The following is a 17272-nucleotide window of genomic DNA, read 5'->3' on the forward strand; positions in this document are numbered from 1 at the left end:
GACGCCGCGCCTGAGGAGAGTGATGGCCAAGATCGGTTTCGACGACCTTCTGCGCCTGGACGCCGGAGTGGCGCCCGCGTTCGGAGCGCCCCCCCGCCCCTCGTTGAGCGCCTTGGCCGAAAAGATCGCCGCCGAACCCCGGCCCAGGTCCTATTCGGCCACGGTCGTAGCCGGCGTGGTCGGCCTCGCCGAGTTCATCCTGCTCGTCGCGACCGGCGTCCTGGCCCACTACCTGTATCTCAGACGAGGCGTCTTGCCCGACCTGGTCTACTCGGTCCTGATCGTCGGGTCGTCCACCGCCGCCGTGGTCGCGTTCCAGGCCGTGCGCGCCTATGAGCTGAGCGCCATCCGGTCGCCGCTGAACCAGTTCATCCGCCTGATGCTGGCCTGGAGCGGCGTATGCGCGCTCGCGCTCGCCACCTCCTTCGTCGCCAAGCTGAGCGAACTCGTCTCGCGCGTCTGGTTCGCCGAGTGGTTCGCGGTGGGGCTCGTCGCCCTCGTGCTGTTTCGCATCGGCGTGGGCGGCGTGGTTCGCCGCATGGTCCGTCGCGGCCAGCTTGACCGGCGCACCGCGATCGTGGGCGGCGGGCCGGCGGCCGAAAGCCTTCTGCGCGCGCTCGACGCGGAGACCGATTCCGAGGTGCGCGTCCTGGGCGTGTTCGACGACCGCGACGAGGTCAGGTCGCCCGAAAGCGTCGCGGGCTATCCCAAGCTCGGCAGCACCGACGACCTCGTCGACTTCGTCCGCAAGGCGCAGCTCGACCTCGTCATCTTCACGGTGCCGATCACCGCGGAGGACCGCATCCTGCAGATGCTGCGCAAGTTGTGGGTGCTGCCGGTCGACATCCGCCTGTCGGCCCACCAGAGCAAGCTGCGCCTGCGCCCGCGGTCCTATTCCTATATCGGCTCCGTCCCGGTGCTCGCCGTCACCGACCGGCCGATCGCCGATTGGGACGTCGTCTTCAAGTGGCTCTTCGACAAGATCGTCGGAACCACGCTCCTCATCCTCCTGTCGCCGGTGATGCTGGCCACCGCGCTGGCGGTGAAGCTCGACTCGCCGGGTCCCGCCTTCTTCCGGCAGCGGCGCTACGGGTTCAACAACGAGCTCATCGAGGTGTTCAAGTTCCGGTCGATGTATGTCGACCAGTCAGACCCGACGGCCTCCAAGCTGGCGACCCGCAACGATCCGCGCGTCACCAGGGTCGGCCGCTTCATCCGCAAGACGTCGCTGGACGAACTCCCCCAGCTCATCAACGTCGTCCTCAAGGGCGATCTGTCGCTGGTGGGCCCGCGCCCGCATGCGGTGAACGCCAGCGCCGAGCACCGTCGCTATGACGATCTGATCGACGGCTATTTCGCGCGGCATCGCGTGAAGCCGGGCATCACCGGATGGGCGCAGGTGTGCGGATGGCGCGGTGAGACGGACACGCTGGAGAAGATCAAGAAGCGCGTCGAGCACGACCTCTACTATATCGAGAACTGGTCGGTGTTCTTCGACCTCTACATCCTGGCCATCACGCCCTTCGCTCTGGCCAAGACCGAGAACGCCTATTGAGCGCCGCGAGCCTGACCTCCGCCGACGGCTCCGCGCGACGCAAGACGATCTCGATCCCCGCGATCCAGAACGCGGTCCTGGCCCTCCTGCTCTTTTCCGGCTGCGTGGCCTTCATCGAGCCCTCGCCGTTCGAGGCCGTGTTCGTGGTCGCGCTTTTGACGTTTCTGTTCGGGGGCGTGCGGCTGCCCGCCGAATCGATCCCTCTCCTGGTCCTGCTCACCCTGTTCAATCTCGGCGGCGTGCTGTCCCTGATGGAGGTGATGCATGACGCGAAGGCGATCACCTTCACGGCGATCTCGGTCTATCTCGCCTGCGTGACCATCCTGTTCATGATGCTGATGGTGGAGAACACCAGCCGGCGCATGCAGGCGATCCTCAACGCCCACATCCTCGCCGCCATGGTGGCGGGCGTCACCGGAACCCTCGGCTATTTTAACGTCGCGGGCCTCAGCGCGGCGTTCACGTCGTTCGACGGATCGCGCGCGTCCGGCATGTTCAAGGACCCCAACGTGTTCGGCCCGTTCATCGGCGTCGCGGCGACGATCCTGTTCAACCGCATCGTGAACGGCTCGATCCGCTGGTTCTGGACCGGCCTCGCCATGTTCGGCTTCCTGTGCTTTGCGGTGTTGCTGTCATTCTCGCGAGGCGCGTGGGGCGTGCTCGCCTTCGGGCTCGTGATGGTGATCGGCCTGAACCTGGCGGTGTCCCGCTCATGGCGCGAGCGCCGGCGCATCGCCGTGGTCACGATGCTGGGCGCGGCGGGGCTGGTCTGCGTCGGCGCCGCGGCCCTGACCTCGCCGGTGATCAGCACCATGCTCGAAGACCGCGCCCAGCTCATCAAGTCCTATGACGCCGGCGAGACCGGCCGCTTCGGCAACCAGCGGCGCTCGATTCCGCTTCTGCTGGATTTGCCGAACGGCTTCGGGCCGCTGCAATTCGACAAGAAGTTCACCGAGAACCCCCACAACGTCTACATCTACGCCTTCAGCTCCTATGGCTGGCTGGGAGGGATCTCGTATTTCGCGCTGATCGCGCTCACCTGCGTCATGGGATGGCGGCTCGTCTTCCAGCGCTCCCCCTGGCAGAAGGACGCCATCGGCCTGTGGTGCTGCCTCTTCCCGCAGATCGTGCAGGGCTTTCAGATCGACACCGATCACTGGCGCCACTTCTGGTGGCTGTTCGGGATGGTGTGGGGCCTCGCCATCATGTCGAACCGCCTGAAGCGGGCGGCGGCCCGCGACAGCGTCGCTCACCTCCCGCCCGGTCAGACCTTCGTATCGGCGTAGGCCGCCGGATCGAGCATCCGGTCGGTCGCTTCGGCCCAGGTCAGCACCGAGCCGCCGGGAAGCCTGGGCGCCGCCAGCGCGTTCTCGACCGCCGCCACGATGGAGTCCCGGTCGCCCTGGATATAGCCGAACCGCCCCGCCCTGCCGCCTGCGGCCGCATGGGGGCAGACCGCGGGCGTGCCGAAATAGGCGAACTGCATGAGCTTCATGGAGGTGTCGACCAGATAGGCCGGGAAGCGCGCCTGCGAATAGGGCGCGACTCCAAGCGCTGCATGCTTCACGAAGGGCAGCGTGCGGCGATACTCCATCTCGGGATAGACCCGCAGATTGGGGCCGGACAGCCCCTGCGCGGACGCGCCCGCCCCGATCACGTGGAAGGTCACCGCCGGAAAGGCCGGCGCGGCGATCTCAAAGAAGATCCGGTCGAAGAGCATCGACCCCACCGAGACGGCGTGCAGGCCGGGCTCGTAGGGCGACGGATCCGCATCTCGCGCGATCGACGGGTCGATCCCATGGGGCACGTGCCGCAGGAGGTCGCCGCGCTCGAAACTGGGCGCCAGCGCCCGGGACGGGATGACGATGTCGTCCAGCAGCGGCTCGCTCGTCCTGAGCGCCTCGATGAGGACCGGCGAACAGCCGATGGTCGCAAGGTCGTCGGAGCACAGATAGATGAGCCGCGCAGCAGGATTGGCCTTGCGGCACAGCGCGATGAAGAGCGGCGACAGGCCGGACTCGATGACGATGGTCGTCGCCTCGCCGATCCATCGCGCCAGCACCGGCGACGGAAAAGCCCGGTAGGCTGCGAAGGCGAGCCGCTCGATGGGCCGCAGCGCCGGCGCGTCCAGATGGACCGGGTGCAGCGGGGTCTTCCAGAGATAGCACTCGACGCCGTCGCGCCTCTCGATCCTGTTCGCGGACGCCGCGATGGGCGTGCGGGGATCGCCCTTGATCGTGGAGAGGACGCTGAAGCCGTGCGAGAAGAACCGGCACTCGCCGCGCTTGGCGAGTTCGGCGGCGATGAAGTGGACATTGGCCCACCGCGGCGTCCGGAAGTCGTGCTGCGACAGCATCAGGAACCGCTCGGCCCGGGCCTCGCGATCCGCCGCCGGCGCCGCTGCAGGCTGGCTCATGGCTCGACCGGCTCCGCGCCCGGGCTGAATCGCTTCGCACCGTGAAGCCGCGCCAGATCCGCGATCGTGCCGGTGACGATCACGGCGTGCAGGATCACGATCTGCCCCAGCACCGCCCAGGCGACCGCGTTCGGCCCTGCGACGGCCGTGACACCGAAGGCGACGGCGCACTCGACGGCGAGGCCGAGCCCTCCCCCCGCCACCCACCATTTCTCGCCTCGCAGGGCGAGGCTGGCGCCGCCGAAGGGAGCCGCCGTGGCCCCGATGACCGCCGCCGCCAGCAGGGGCGCGGCGAGGCCCAGCGGCAACGTGTTCGCCGCGATCCCGAACCGCTGCAGCAGCGCAAGCGCCGCCGCCGCGCCCAGCGCGTAGACCAGGCCCAAGGTCGCGAGGCGGACCGTATAGCGCCGGATGATCGCCTTCAGGGCGGCCCAGTCGCAGTCATGGGCCGCATCGATCATGCGGGGGACCGTCTGCATGAACAGCGCGTGGACGATCACGCCGGGCACGGAGGCGATCTTGCGGGCGAGTTCGAAGCCCGGGATGACGTCCGAATGGCCCAGCAGCCGCAGGGCGATGACCGGAACCTGCTCGGCGGCGCTCAGGAACGCCCCATGGGTGATGAAGACGACGATCGCCGACCCCTCGCTGCGCCACTCGTCGCGGGTGCGGGGCGCGCGCGGATATTTCAGCCGTCCCAGATAGGCCGGATCGCGGATCGCGCCCGCCGCGACGCTCACCAGCGCGGCCAGGAGTTGTCCGATGGCGACCACCGAGAAATGATCCTGCATGCCGGCAAGCTGCAGCGCGGCCATGAACAGGCAGGTGAGCGTCGGCGGCAGGATGAACACCAGCACGACCGCGCCGAGCTGCCGGCCGGCGGCGATCAAGTGGCTCTCCTGGATGCGCGACGCCAGGTAGAACAGCGACATGCCGCCCACCAGGCAGGCGTCAGGCGCCGCCAGAACCCCTGTCCCGGCGGCCAGCGCCATGGCGGCGACGACGAGCGTGGCGAAGAGATGCACCAGGAAGGCGCCGGCCGGCGGTCCGGAATGGCCGGTCCGGCCGGCCGCCAGGGCGTCGCGCATATAGCCCTGGTTGATGAACTGGCCGAGCGGTCCGCACAGAAGCATGGCGGCCGCCACATCGGCGGCGGCCGCCCCGTAGGAGGCGCGATCCAGGAACGTGATGGCGTAGACCGGCGGCAGCGCTCCCGCCGCCCCGCCCAGCACCCGTGCGACGACCAGCAGGGACAGCCTCGATCGCGGGGCGAGAGTCATCCGGCGAACCGCTCGAAGAGGCGCCCGTAGGCCTGCGCGGCGTCGTCCCAGTCGAAATCGGCGGCGCGCTTGAAGCCGCGCTCCACGAAGCGCGCGCGCAACTCGGAGCTCTCCAGGAGCGCCAGCACGCCCCGGCCTATGGCCTCCGCCGATGTCGGATCGACGCACAGCGCAGCGTCCGCGGCGATCTCCTGCGTCGAGGTCGCGGCGCTCGTCAGGACAGGCGCGCCGCAGCGCATCGCCTCGATGATCGGCAGGCCGAATCCCTCATAGAGCGACGGGAACAGGAAGAGCTCGGCGCCCGCGATCAGCGCCGGGACGGCCTCGTCCGCCACATAGCCCAGCCGCCTGACGCGCGGCGTGGCCGACAGGTCCTCGTGCTGGCCGAAGACATGGGCGCGCCCGGTGAGCCCGAACACCACGAGCTCCAGGTCGGGCGCCACGCGGTCGACGATACCCCGCCAGGCCTCCAGCGCCCGGCCGAGATTCTTGCGCGGGTCGGAGGTCGCGTGCAGCAGGACATAGCGGCCGTTCAGACCGAAAGCCGTCTTGACCGCTTCGATCTCCGACGGCGCCCTCGGACCGAAGCTCGGCGATACGCCGTTATAGATGATGCTGACCTTGTCTTCCGGCACGCCCAGCCGGTCGATGATGCGCTGGCGCGAAAAGGCCGAGACGGTGACGACATGGGCCACCCGGCGCACCAGCATCGGGATCAGCGCCTGGTAGGCGCGCAGGAAGGACGGGGCGAAGAACTCCGGGATGTCGAAGAAGGCCACGTCGTGCAGCGTCACGATCTGCTTGGCGTAGGCGGCCGGGCCGGTAGCGGAGGGCGACCACAGGAGCCGGCCATGCGCCAAGAGAGGCAACATCAGCTGCTCCCACGCATGGCCCTTGACGCCGCGCAGCGCCCGCCGGGGCGCGATCCGCCCGATCTCGGGCAGGCGCTTCATGATTTCGAGCGTCATGCGCTGCTGTCCGCCGGTCTCGAAGGCGGCGGCGCGCATGTTCACGGCCACCCGGGACCCGAGCTCGCCAGCGGCGTCGACCACGGGAGCGCTCCGCCCCGAGGCGTCGGCCGTGCGCTCAAGGGCCTGTGCGGAAAAAGTCATTCGTCGCCCAAGGCAGGACCATCGTCCAACCAGTCCTATCAAGGAGCGATTGACGTTGGCTTACCAAGTCCACTTCGAGAATCAGTCAGACATCATGGCGCATTCCCGCCGGATGATGAACCGGGGACGCAACCGCAGCGCAGCCATACCGGGCGGAGAAATGGAAAACGGGGCCGCTGGCCCCGTTCCCGAAATGAAAATGAGATGGTCGGAGTGGCGGGATTCGAACCCACGACCCCTAGTCCCCCAGACTAGTGCGCTAACCGGGCTGCGCTACACTCCGACGTGGCGTGCTTATAAGCACCCATCCGGCCCCGCGCAACCGCGTTCCGGCGGCTCCGCGCACTTTCCCGATCGTTTCGCTCCGTCCGGCCCCAGACGCAGAAAAGCCGGCGACGAGGCCGGCCTTTCAGGTCTTCAGCAGGTCGCCGGTTTTCAGGCGGCGTCGCCGTCCGTTCCGCCCGGCGGCATGCCGCCTTCCGGAGGTCCGCCGGCGGGATCGGCGTCCAGATCGCCATTGCCGTTGGGCGCGTCGTCGCCTTCGTCGGAGATCCGCTCCACCGAGACGACCTTCTCGTCCTGGGCCGTGTCGAACACGATGACGCCCTGCGTGCCGCGCCCCGCGATGCGGATGCCGTCGACCGGGCAGCGGATCAGCTGGCCGCCATCCGTCACCAGCATGATCTGGTCGGAGTGCTCGACCGGGAAAGAGGCCACGAGCGGCCCGTTGCGGCTGTTCACCACCATGGCGACGATGCCCTTGCCGCCGCGGCCGGTGACCCGGACCTCATAGGCGGAGGTGCGCTTGCCATAGCCGTTCTGCGACAGGGTGAGGATCACCTGCTCGCGGGCGGACAGGTCGGCGTAGCGCTCCTGCGACAGGGCCGCGACCACGTCGGTCTCCTCGTCGTCGGTCGCCGCCTCGTCGGCGACGCTCTCGCCCTGGATGGCGCGGCGCATCTTCAGATAGGCCGCCCGCTCCTCGGCCGAGGCTTCGACATGCTTCAGGATCGCCAGCGAAATGACGGTGTCGTCCTTGCCCAGCGCGATGCCGCGCACGCCGGTCGAGTCGCGGCCCTTGAACACGCGCACGTCGTCGACGCAGAAGCGGATGCACTGGCCGCGCGCCGTGGTGAGCAGCACGTCGTCCTCCGCCGAGCAGATCTGGACGTCGACGATGTGGTCGCCCTCGTCCAGCTTCATGGCGATCTTGCCGTTGCGGTTCACGTTCACGAAGTCCGACAGCTTGTTGCGCCGGACGCCGCCGGAGGCGGTCGCGAACATGACGTCGAGCGTGTCCCAGGCGGTCTCGTCCTCGGGCAGCGGCATGATGGTGGTGATGCGCTCCTGCCCCTGCAGGGGGAGCATGTTCACCAGCGCCTTGCCGCGGGCCTGCGGGGCGGTCAGCGGCAGGCGCCAGACCTTCTCCTTGTAGACCTGCCCGCGCGACGAGAAGAACAGCACCGGCGTGTGCGTGGAGGCCACGAAGAGCCGCGAGACGAAATCCTCCTCGCGCGTCTGCATGCCGGAGCGGCCCTTGCCGCCGCGGCGCTGGGCCCGGTAGGTGGAGAGCGGCACGCGCTTGATGTAGCCGGCGTGGGACACGGTGACGACCATGTCCTCGCGCTGGATCAGGTCCTCGTCCTCCAGGTCGGAGTCCCACTCCACCAGCATGGTCCTGCGGGGCGTGGCGAAGGCCGCCTTGAACTCGGCGAGCTCCGTGGAGACGATGGCCATGATGCGCTCGCGCGAGCGCAGGATGTCCAGATAGTCGGAGATCTCGGCCGCCAGCTTGTTCAGCTCGTCCGCGATCTCGTCCCGGCCCAGGGCCGTGAGGCGCTGCAGGCGCAGGTCCAGGATGGCGCGGGCCTGCGCCTCCGAGAGCCGGTAGGTGTCCTGGTCCGACACGCGGTGGCGCGGGTCGTCGATCAGCGCGATCAGCGACGCCACGTCCTTGGCCGGCCAGTCGCGGCCCATCAGGGCCTCGCGGGCGGCGTTGGCGTCGGGCGAGCTGCGGATCGTCTGGATGACCTCGTCGATATTGGCGACCGCGATGGCGAGCCCCACCAGCACATGGGCCCGGTCGCGCGCCTTGCCGAGCAGGAAGCGCGTGCGCCGGCTCACCACCTCCTCGCGGAAGTCCACGAAGGCGGCGATCAGGTCGCGCAGGGTCAGCGTCTCGGGGCGCCCGCCGTTCAGCGCCACCATGTTGCAGCCGAAGCTCGACTGCAGCGCGGTGTAGCGGAAGAGCTGGTTGAGCACGACGTCCGCCATCGCGTCGCGCTTGATCTCGATCACGATGCGCATGCCGTCGCGGTCGGACTCGTCGCGCAGGTCCGCGATGCCCTCCACCCGCTTCTCGCGCACGAGCTCGGCGATCTTCTCGATCAGGGTCGACTTGTTGATCTGGTACGGGATCTCGGTGACGATGATCGCCTCGCGATCCTTGCGGATCTGCTCGGTCGTCGTCTTGGCCCGCATGATCACCGAGCCGCGCCCGGTCAGATAGGCGTTGCGGATGCCGCCCTTGCCCAGGATGGAGCCGCCGGTCGGGAAGTCCGGCCCGAGGATGTGCTCCATCAGGCCTTCGACCGTGATGGCCGGGTCCTGGATGTAGGCGATGCAGCCGTCGATGACCTCGCCGAGATTGTGCGGTGGGACGTTCGTAGCCATGCCGACCGCGATGCCGCCGGCGCCGTTGACGAGCAGATTGGGGTAGCGCGCCGGAAGGACCGTGGGCTCCTTCTCCGAGCCGTCATAGTTCGGCTGGAAGTCGACCGTGTCCTTGTCGAGATCGTCCAGCAGACCCATCGCGGGCCGCGCCAGGCGCACCTCGGTGTATCGCATGGCGGCGGCCGGGTCGCCGTCCACCGAGCCGAAATTGCCCTGGCCGTCGACCAGGGGCAGGCGCATGGAGAAGTTCTGCGCCATGCGCACGAGCGCGTCATAGATCGATTGGTCGCCGTGCGGGTGGTACTTACCGATCACGTCGCCGACCACGCGCGCCGACTTGCGATAGGGCCGGTCCGGCGTGTAGCCGTTCTCATTCATCGAGTAGAGGATGCGGCGATGAACGGGCTTGAGGCCGTCGCGGGCGTCCGGCAAGGCGCGGGAGACGATCACGCTCATCGCGTAATCGAGGTAGCTGCGCTTCATCTCGTCGGCGATGGAGACGGGACGAATGTCCTGTCCCTCGCCGCCCCCGGCGGGCGGGGTCTTATCGTCTTCGGCCAATGTGCTGTCCGGGTGTGTGTTTTCGCGTGCCTTCTCTTAAACGATTCCGGCGCGGAAGGCCACCCGCAGGGGGCGCTCCGACCGACAAAGAAACGCTGAAAAAACAACAACTTAAAACCGCGCCGCCCTCCCCGCGGGCGGACTGGGCTGCGTTGCGGCCGCGATCGGGCTCCCGGGCGCCGCCCGGGGCCGACCTTTCCGGCCCGTCGGACCGTGGACTGGCGGCTCCGGTCGCGGCGCAAACGTCGCCGGATCGGGCGGCCGCCTCACACGAAAGCCGGCGCGACCTCGCGGCTGGCGGCGGCGGAAAGCGCCCTGCACAGGTCGAAGAGCTCGCTGGCGGTCCTGTCCCGCGGCGGATGCCTGCGGCCGAACTGGCGCTCCAGAAGGATCAGCTGCAGCACGATGGCGCTGGATGACAGGGTCACTCCGGCCATGGACCATGACGGGAACTCCCGGTCCCGCGTGCACTGCGTCTGCAGGATCTGGAAGCAATGGTGGCGCGGATCGTCCTCGATGCGTTCGAGCAATTCCATGACATGCGCCTCGGGACCTTCCAGGACCTGACAGAACCAGGATGACGCGCAGATCAGGAAGCCCGTGATCTGCCGATCCTCATTGCGGCGCCGGGCGCCTTCCGTAATCGTCCTGAATTCGGGGCTGTACCCCCGGCTGTCCACCGGCAGGAAATGTTCGCTACTGTAAATGGCCTGGAACATGGGAGCTCTCACCGCGAATCCGTGCACGACAGAGCCTGCGTCACGAGTTAACATATTTCAAGTTGTGAGTTAGCCTTCGATGAACTCGAAAATTGTGCGCAGCGAAGTGTCATGACCAGAGGGGGCGATCTCAGCCCGTTCTCGGGCGTATCGCGCGGCCGCGGTCCGGCTTAGGCTTGCCCCATGCTGCTCGATTATCTCACCTCTGCGCTCGTCACCCTGCTGGTGACCGTCGACCCGCCCGGCCTGGCGCCTCTCTTCCTGGGCGTGACCCGGGGCATGAGCGACGCCGAGCGGCGCCAGGTGGGGGTCCGCGCCAGCGTGATCGCCGCCTTCATCATGGGCGCCTCGGGCCTCGCCGGGGCGCAGCTTCTCACCGCGCTTGGCATCACCCTCCCCGCCTTCCGCATCGCGGGCGGGCTCCTGCTGTTCTGGATCGCGTTCGAGATGGTGTTCGGCGGCCGCAGCGAACGCAAGGGCGAGGCCGCCGAGAAGGCCATCACGCTCGACCATATCCGCAACGTGGCGGCCTTTCCGCTCGCCATCCCGCTGATGGCGGGACCTGGCGCGATCACGGCCACGATCCTGCTCGCAGGGCGGGCCCAGGGCGACCCGACCCGCCTGCTGCTGCTTCTCGCCGTGATCCTCGGCGTTTGCCTCAGCTGCCTCGTCGTCTTCTTCGCCGCGAGCCGGATCTCGGGCTGGCTCGGCGTGACCGGCAACGTGGTCCTGACCCGCCTCTTGGGCGTCATCCTGGCCGCGCTCGCCGTCCAGTTCGTGGCCGACGGCGTGCGGGCGATCGTGGCCGGCTGAGGGTCAGCGCAGCGACGTCAACAGCCGCTCCATCAGCTGCGTCCGCGGAACGATGGAGGACACGAGCGCATGCTCGTGAAGCGTGTGGGCGCCGTCGCCGTCCACGCCGAGGCCGTCCAGGGTGGGAACGCCCAGCGCGGCCGTGAAATTGCCGTCGCTGCCGCCGCCGGTGAGCGGCACGTCCTGCAGATCGATCCCGATCTCGGCCGCGATGGCGCGCGCCTTCAGGAACAGGCCCTCGACGGCCGCCGTCTTCTTGTAGGGCGGGCGGTTCATGTCGCCCACGACCGTGATCCGGATGTCCGGATCCGCTGCCTTGAGGCCCAGGATCTTCGCCTTGTAGACCTCGCCGTCGAGCGGTTCGACCACGCGCAGGTCCACCGAGAAGCGGGCATGCTGGGGGATGACGTTCGCCGCCGTCCCGCCGGCCAGCATGCCGACCGTGGTGGTCACGCCGCGCGGATAGTCGGTCATGCCCTCGATCGCGAGGATCTGCCGGGCCGCCTCCCGGATGGCGCTGCGCCCATCCTCGTGGCGCGAGCCGGAATGAGCGGGCCGCCCCTCGACATGCACGTCGAAACGCCCGACGCCCTTGCGGCCGGTGACGATCTTGCCTCCGTCCCGGGCGGGCTCCGTCACCAGCACGGCCGACGCCTTGGCGCCCAGTTCCTCGATCAGCCCGCGCGTGGTCGGCGAGCCGATCTCCTCGTCGGGCGTGAACAGGAAGGTCAGCGGCTGCGTCGCCGCGCCCGACGCTGCCACGCGGCGGAACGCCTCCAGCGCCAGATACGCCCCGCCCTTCATGTCGTAGACGCCCGGGCCGAAGAACTTGTCGCCCTCGCGGCGCATCGGCAGGTCGCGGGCGATGGAGCCCAGCGGGTGCACCGTGTCCACATGCGACATCACCAGGATGCCGGGACGGTCGTTCTGCGGTCCGGCCCGCAGGATCAGGCTGTCGCCGAGACCTTCCTTCCCGGGGATCCGCTCCACGGCGATCGAGGTTCCGTCGACGTCGCGCGCCACGGCGTCGATCATGCGGTTCACATCCGCCGTCTCGCGCGTCGGGCTCTCGATCGCGACCCAGCGCGAGATGCCCTGAAGCATGGCTTCGAGGTCGATAGGGCTCATTCGGCGCGCTCCTGCACACAGCATGGTGGATGGGGTGGTGTCGTCTTAACGCAACCGACCACGCGCGTCACGCGCTGGCGCTCAGGCCGCCGGAGCCTCCACGATCAGCCTGCGATAGAGCCGCCACGTGGTGTGCCCCAGGATGGGAAGCGCGACGAAGAGGCCGAGAAACATCGGCGCGCAAGACACCAGCAGGACCGCGACCACGATGGCCGCCCAGCCCAGCATGGGGCCCGGGCTCATCGTGACGGCGCGCACGCTGGTGATCATGGCCGTGATGAAGTCCACCTCGCGGTCGAGCAGCAGCGGGAACGACACCACCGTCACCGAGTACAGGATCACCGACAGGATGGCGCCCACCAGATGGCCGATGCCGAGGAAGAGCCAGCCCTCGGGGGTGGTCAGCAGGATCCGCAGCAGCTCGTCCGGCGTGAAGGACTGGAACCCGAAGAACAGCGCGATCAGCAGGCGGACCTGGTACATCCACATCATGAAGATGAAGAGGGTGACGAAGGCCATCCAGCCGAGCTCCCGCCGGCTCTGGGCGAAGACGACGCCCAGCACGGGCCCCCAGCCCAGCGGCTCCCCCTTTTCGCGCCGCCGGGAGACCTCGTAGAGGCCGACGGCCACGAAGGGCCCGATCAGGGCGAAGCCCGCCGCAAGAGGATAGACGAGATAGATCATGCCCCAGGCGGTGGCGGCGAGCGCCATGGCGACGCCGCCGAGCGCGTAGACCCCGCCGAAGAAGAGCCCGTAGAGCGGCGCGGCCTGGAAATCCCGGAGGCCTTCGGCCAGCGCCTCGCCGATGTCGGCCACGGTGGCCGCCCGCACCTGGGGATCCGGCCGCCTGTCCTGCGTCGTCGCGGCGGCGATGGTCGCGTCGTTCGCGTCCGTCATGGCGCTCCCCCTGTTCACGGCGCTGAACTGCGCCTTCGACCGAAGGGCCCCGCGGGGGACAAGAGCGAGACCCTCCAGGCAGAATGACACGCCTCCCGCAGGGATCAAGCCGGCGGGCGGACGTTGTCGACGCGCTCCTTAGAACGGGATGTCGTCGTCGAGATCATTGGAACGCCCGCCGCCGCCGGCCGGCGCGGGACGGCGCTCCATCGGCGAGGAGCGTCCGAAGTCCCCTCCCCGGCTTCCGCCGCCATAGCCGCCGGAAGAGCCGCCCTCGTCGTCGCTCATCCCGCCGCCCTGGCCTCGCCCGTCCAGCAATGTGAGTTCGCCCCGGAACCGCTGCAGAACGACCTCGGACGCGGTCCGCTCGGCCCCCGTCTTGTCGGTGTATTTGCGGTTCTGGAGCTGGCCCTCGAGATAGACCTTCGAGCCCTTCTTCAAATATTGCTCGGCGATCTTCGCGAGGTTCTCGTTGAAGATCACGACGTTGTGCCACTCGGTGCGCTCCTTGCGCTCCCCGGAGGCCTTGTCGCGCCAGGTTTCGGACGTGGCGACGCTGAAATTGACGACCGGCTCGCCGTTGTTCAGGCGCCGGACCTCGGGATCGCGCCCGAGATTGCCGACCAGGATGACTTTGTTGACGCTGCCCGCCATGGGGATCTCCTCGATGTGTTTGGGGCGACCTTAGACCATCGGGCCGACGCCGCGCGAAGGAGGGTCCGGATCGGCCCGAGTTATCCACATCGCAGGTCTCCAGACCGCCTGCCGCATCGCTGCGATCGATTGTTCCTGTTGTGTTCCTATCAGGATCGGGTTAGACGATCAAGGCCGGACTCGTCGCCGCATCAGGATCTCGCCGGACCTGTCGCAGCGGCGTCCTGAGCCCTACATGTGGCGTTCAGACATCCGATCCCGTCGCGCGTCGCCTTCCTCAGGGTGGGCCCCCACGCCTTCAGTGCAATGCAGGTGCCCCCGTATGGCCGCCATCGACGAACTCTTTGATCGCGCCCCCAAAGCTGGACAGGCCTCCGAGACCGGCAGGAGCGCGTCCCAAAAGTGGGCCGACCAGCGGGTGATCGCGATCCGCGGCGCCCGCGAGCACAACCTGAAAAACGTCGACCTGACGATCCCGCGCGACGAACTCGTGGTGTTCACGGGCCTGTCCGGCTCGGGCAAGTCGTCGCTGGCCTTCGACACCATCTACGCCGAGGGCCAGCGCCGCTATGTCGAGAGCCTCTCGGCCTACGCCCGCCAGTTCCTGGAGATGATGCAGAAGCCCGACGTCGACCAGATCGACGGGCTCTCCCCGGCCATCTCGATCGAGCAGAAGACGACGTCCAAGAACCCGCGCTCCACCGTCGGCACCGTCACCGAGATCTACGACTATATGCGCCTGCTCTGGGCGCGCGTGGGCGTTCCCTATTCGCCGGCGACCGGGCTGCCGATCGAGAGCCAGACCGTGTCGCAGATGGTCGACCGCGTTCTGGCCATGCCGGAGAAGACGCGCCTCTATCTGCTCGCGCCCGTGGTGCGGGGCCGCAAGGGCGAGTACCGCAAGGAGCTGGCCGAGTTCCTGAAGCGCGGCTTCCAGCGCGTGAAGATCGACGGCGAGTTCCACGAGATCGCCGACGCCCCCGCTCTCGACAAGAAGTTCAAGCACGACATCGACGTCGTGGTGGACCGGCTCGTGGTTCGCCCCGACATCGCCTCGCGGCTGGCCGAGAGCTTCGAGACCGCCCTCGACCTGGCCGACGGCATCGCGGTCGTCGAGTTCGCCGACGAGAAGGACGAAAAGGGCGAGCCCCGCCGCCAGGTTTTCTCGTCCAAATTCGCTTGCCCGGTCTCCGGCTTCACCATCCCCGAGATCGAGCCGCGGCTGTTCTCGTTCAACAACCCGTTCGGGGCCTGCCCGACCTGCGACGGCATCGGCCACGAGATGGCGGTCGACCCGGTCCTGATCGTGCCGGACGAGACCGTGACGCTGCGCGGTGGCGCCATCGCGCCCTGGGCCAAGTCGACCTCGCCCTATTACGGCCAGACCCTGGCGTCGCTGGCCGACCATTACGGCTTCAAGCTGACCTCGAAATGGAAGGACCTTCCGCAGAAGGCGCGCGACGTCATCCTGTACGGCACCGGGTCGGAGAGCGTCCGCTTCGCCTATGACGACGGGCTGCGGGCCTATGAGGTGCGCAAGCCCTTCGAGGGCGTCGTGCGCAACATGGAGCGCCGCTACAAGGAGACGGAGAGCGACTGGGCGCGCGACGAGATCTCGCGCTTCATGTCCGAGACGCCCTGCGCCGCCTGCAACGGCTTTCGCCTGAAACCCGAGGCGCTGGCCGTCAAGCTGTCGGGCCAGCACATCGCCGAGGTGTCGCGCCTGTCGGTGAAGGACGCGCACGCCTGGTTCGGCGCCTTGCCGGACACTCTCAACCCCAAGCAGACGGAGATCGCCGGGCGCATCCTGAAGGAGATCCGCGAGCGCCTGACCTTCCTGCTCGACGTGGGCCTGGAATATCTGACGCTGGCGCGCGCCTCCGGCACGCTCTCGGGCGGCGAGAGCCAGCGCATCCGCCTCGCCTCGCAGATCGGCTCGGGCCTGACGGGCGTGCTCTACGTCCTGGACGAGCCCTCCATCGGCCTGCACCAGCGCGACAACGAGCGCCTGCTGCAGACGCTGAAGCGCCTGCGCGACCTCGGCAACAGCGTCATCGTCGTGGAGCACGACGAGGACGCGATCCTGCAGGCCGACTACGTGGTCGATGTCGGCCCGGGCGCCGGCATCCATGGCGGCCGCATCGTCAGCCAGGGGCGGCCGGCGGAGATCCTCGCCGACAAGAACTCGCTCACGGGCCGCTACCTGAAGGGCGAGCTGTCCGTTCCGGTCCCGGCCAAGCGGCGCAAGCCCCAGAAGGGCCGCATGCTGAAGATCACCGGCGCGCGCGGCAACAACCTCAAGGACGTCACGGCCGAGATCCCGCTGGGGTCCTTCACCTGCGTGACGGGGGTCTCAGGCGGCGGCAAGTCCACCCTGATCATCGACACGCTCTACAAGGCCGTCGCCCGGCGGCTGAACGGGGCCCTGGAGCATCCCGCTCCCTTCGACACGATCGAGGGCCTCGAGCATCTCGACAAGGTCATCGACATCGACCAGTCGCCGATCGGGCGGACGCCGCGGTCCAACCCCGCCACCTATACGGGCGCGTTCACGCCGATCCGCGAATGGTTCGCCGCCCTGCCCGAGGCCAAGGCGCGCGGCTACCTGCCGGGGCGCTTCTCGTTCAACGTCAAGGGCGGCCGCTGCGAGGCCTGCCAAGGCGACGGCGTCATCAAGATAGAGATGCACTTCCTGCCCGACGTCTACGTCACCTGCGACGTGTGCAAGGGCAAGCGCTACGATCGCGAGACGCTCGAGGTGAAGTACCGCGAGAAGTCCATCGCCGACGTGCTCGACATGACGGTCGAGGAGGCGGGCGAGCTGTTCAAGGCCGTGCCGTCGATCCGCGAGAAGATGGAGACCCTGGCCCGCGTCGGCCTCGACTACGTCAAGGTGGGCCAGCAGGCGACCACGCTCTCCGGCGGCGAGGCCCAGCGCGTGAAGCTGTCCAAGGAGCTGTCGCGGCGCTCGACCGGACGCACCCTCTACATCCTCGACGAGCCCACGACAGGCCTGCATTTCCACGACGTGGCGAAGCTGCTGGAGGTGCTGCACGAGCTCGTCGACCAGGGCAACACCGTCGTGGTGATCGAGCATAATCTGGAAGTCGTGAAGACCGCCGACTGGGTGCTGGACCTCGGACCCGAGGGCGGCGACGGCGGCGGGACGATCGTGGCCCAGGGCCGGCCCGAGGACATCGTCAAGGCGAAGGCCAGCCACACCGGGCGGTTCCTCAAGGAGGTCCTCGCCCGCCGCCCCCTGAAGGCGCGCAGCCAGGCCGCCGAATAGGCGTCAGCCCGACCCACGACGGCGCATCGTCAACCGGCGGTTCACCATCGCGACAGGTTCTGATCGTTCCGGAGCGGCGATGCGGCGCGCCGGGGACGCCGGCGGCCCGCCCATTGGGCGCCCGGCGCCTGGAATCACGCCCCCTGGCGCCTTTTATGCCATGCAGCAAGCGCGC

Annotated in this window: 12 protein-coding genes and 1 tRNA gene; 4 read left to right on the forward strand and 9 right to left on the reverse strand. The window is 68.4% G+C overall.

Features of this window, described 5'->3' with window-relative positions:
• Positions 1–22: 22 nt before the first annotated feature.
• Positions 23–1555, forward strand: a complete 1533-nt coding sequence (locus ABEG18_RS12235; protein WP_406858333.1) for an undecaprenyl-phosphate glucose phosphotransferase — start codon at positions 23–25, stop codon at positions 1553–1555.
• Positions 1552–2841 carry an O-antigen ligase family protein gene (locus ABEG18_RS12240; RefSeq protein WP_406858334.1) on the forward strand — a complete coding sequence of 430 codons (1290 nt, stop codon included), beginning with the start codon at positions 1552–1554 and terminating at the stop codon, positions 2839–2841. Before ABEG18_RS12235 ends, ABEG18_RS12240 begins: the two co-directional genes overlap by 4 nt.
• Here the strand turns inward: ABEG18_RS12240 and ABEG18_RS12245 are convergent.
• From ABEG18_RS12245 to ABEG18_RS12270, 6 genes are all read right to left on the reverse strand, one after another.
• A complete protein-coding gene (locus tag ABEG18_RS12245) occupies positions 2820–3971 on the reverse strand; it encodes a hypothetical protein (RefSeq protein WP_406858335.1) in 1152 nt (383 codons plus the stop codon). The genes ABEG18_RS12240 and ABEG18_RS12245 overlap by 22 nt on opposite strands.
• Entirely contained in the window at positions 3968–5251 is a 1284-nt protein-coding gene (locus tag ABEG18_RS12250; RefSeq protein WP_406858336.1) for a hypothetical protein, read from the reverse strand. Before ABEG18_RS12250 ends, ABEG18_RS12245 begins: the two co-directional genes overlap by 4 nt.
• Positions 5248–6303, reverse strand: coding sequence for a glycosyltransferase family 4 protein (locus ABEG18_RS12255; protein WP_406858337.1), 1056 nt, complete (start codon positions 6301–6303; stop codon positions 5248–5250). Before ABEG18_RS12255 ends, ABEG18_RS12250 begins: the two co-directional genes overlap by 4 nt.
• 265 nt (positions 6304–6568) lie before the next feature.
• Positions 6569–6646: transfer RNA gene (locus ABEG18_RS12260), tRNA-Pro, on the reverse strand.
• A 152-nt stretch (positions 6647–6798) separates the two neighbouring features.
• Entirely contained in the window at positions 6799–9597 is a 2799-nt protein-coding gene (gyrA, locus tag ABEG18_RS12265; RefSeq protein WP_406858338.1) for a DNA gyrase subunit A, read from the reverse strand.
• A gap of 266 nt (positions 9598–9863) precedes the next feature.
• Positions 9864–10316 (reverse strand): BLUF domain-containing protein, encoded by a 453-nt coding sequence (locus tag ABEG18_RS12270; protein WP_406858339.1) that lies wholly within the window; start codon positions 10314–10316, stop codon positions 9864–9866.
• Between the two features lie 183 nt (positions 10317–10499).
• On the opposite strand from ABEG18_RS12270, the gene ABEG18_RS12275 reads away from it, so the two are divergent.
• The gene (locus ABEG18_RS12275; protein ID WP_406858340.1) at positions 10500–11129 is read left to right on the forward strand and encodes a MarC family protein; all 630 of its coding nucleotides are present in this window, start codon (positions 10500–10502) and stop codon (positions 11127–11129) included.
• A gap of 3 nt (positions 11130–11132) precedes the next feature.
• Here ABEG18_RS12275 and ABEG18_RS12280 read toward each other — a convergent pair whose 3' ends face one another.
• From ABEG18_RS12280 to ssb, 3 genes are all read right to left on the reverse strand, one after another.
• Positions 11133–12257: a M20 family metallopeptidase gene (locus ABEG18_RS12280; RefSeq protein ID WP_406858341.1), complete on the reverse strand. Its 1125-nt coding sequence runs from the start codon at positions 12255–12257 to the stop codon at positions 11133–11135.
• A gap of 81 nt (positions 12258–12338) precedes the next feature.
• Positions 12339–13154, reverse strand: a complete 816-nt coding sequence (locus ABEG18_RS12285; RefSeq protein ID WP_406858342.1) for a DUF2189 domain-containing protein — start codon at positions 13152–13154, stop codon at positions 12339–12341.
• A 138-nt stretch (positions 13155–13292) separates the two neighbouring features.
• Complete coding sequence (gene ssb, locus ABEG18_RS12290) at positions 13293–13808, reverse strand: single-stranded DNA-binding protein (protein ID WP_406858343.1); 516 nt, start codon at positions 13806–13808, stop codon at positions 13293–13295.
• A 322-nt stretch (positions 13809–14130) separates the two neighbouring features.
• Here ssb and uvrA point away from each other — a divergent pair, with 322 nt between their 5' ends.
• A complete protein-coding gene (gene uvrA, locus ABEG18_RS12295; RefSeq protein WP_406858344.1) occupies positions 14131–17097 on the forward strand; it encodes an excinuclease ABC subunit UvrA in 2967 nt (988 codons plus the stop codon).
• Positions 17098–17272: the final 175 nt, after the last annotated feature.

The organism is Alsobacter sp. KACC 23698 (genome assembly GCF_045348435.1).
Taxonomy (GTDB): domain Bacteria; phylum Pseudomonadota; class Alphaproteobacteria; order Rhizobiales; family Beijerinckiaceae; genus Alsobacter.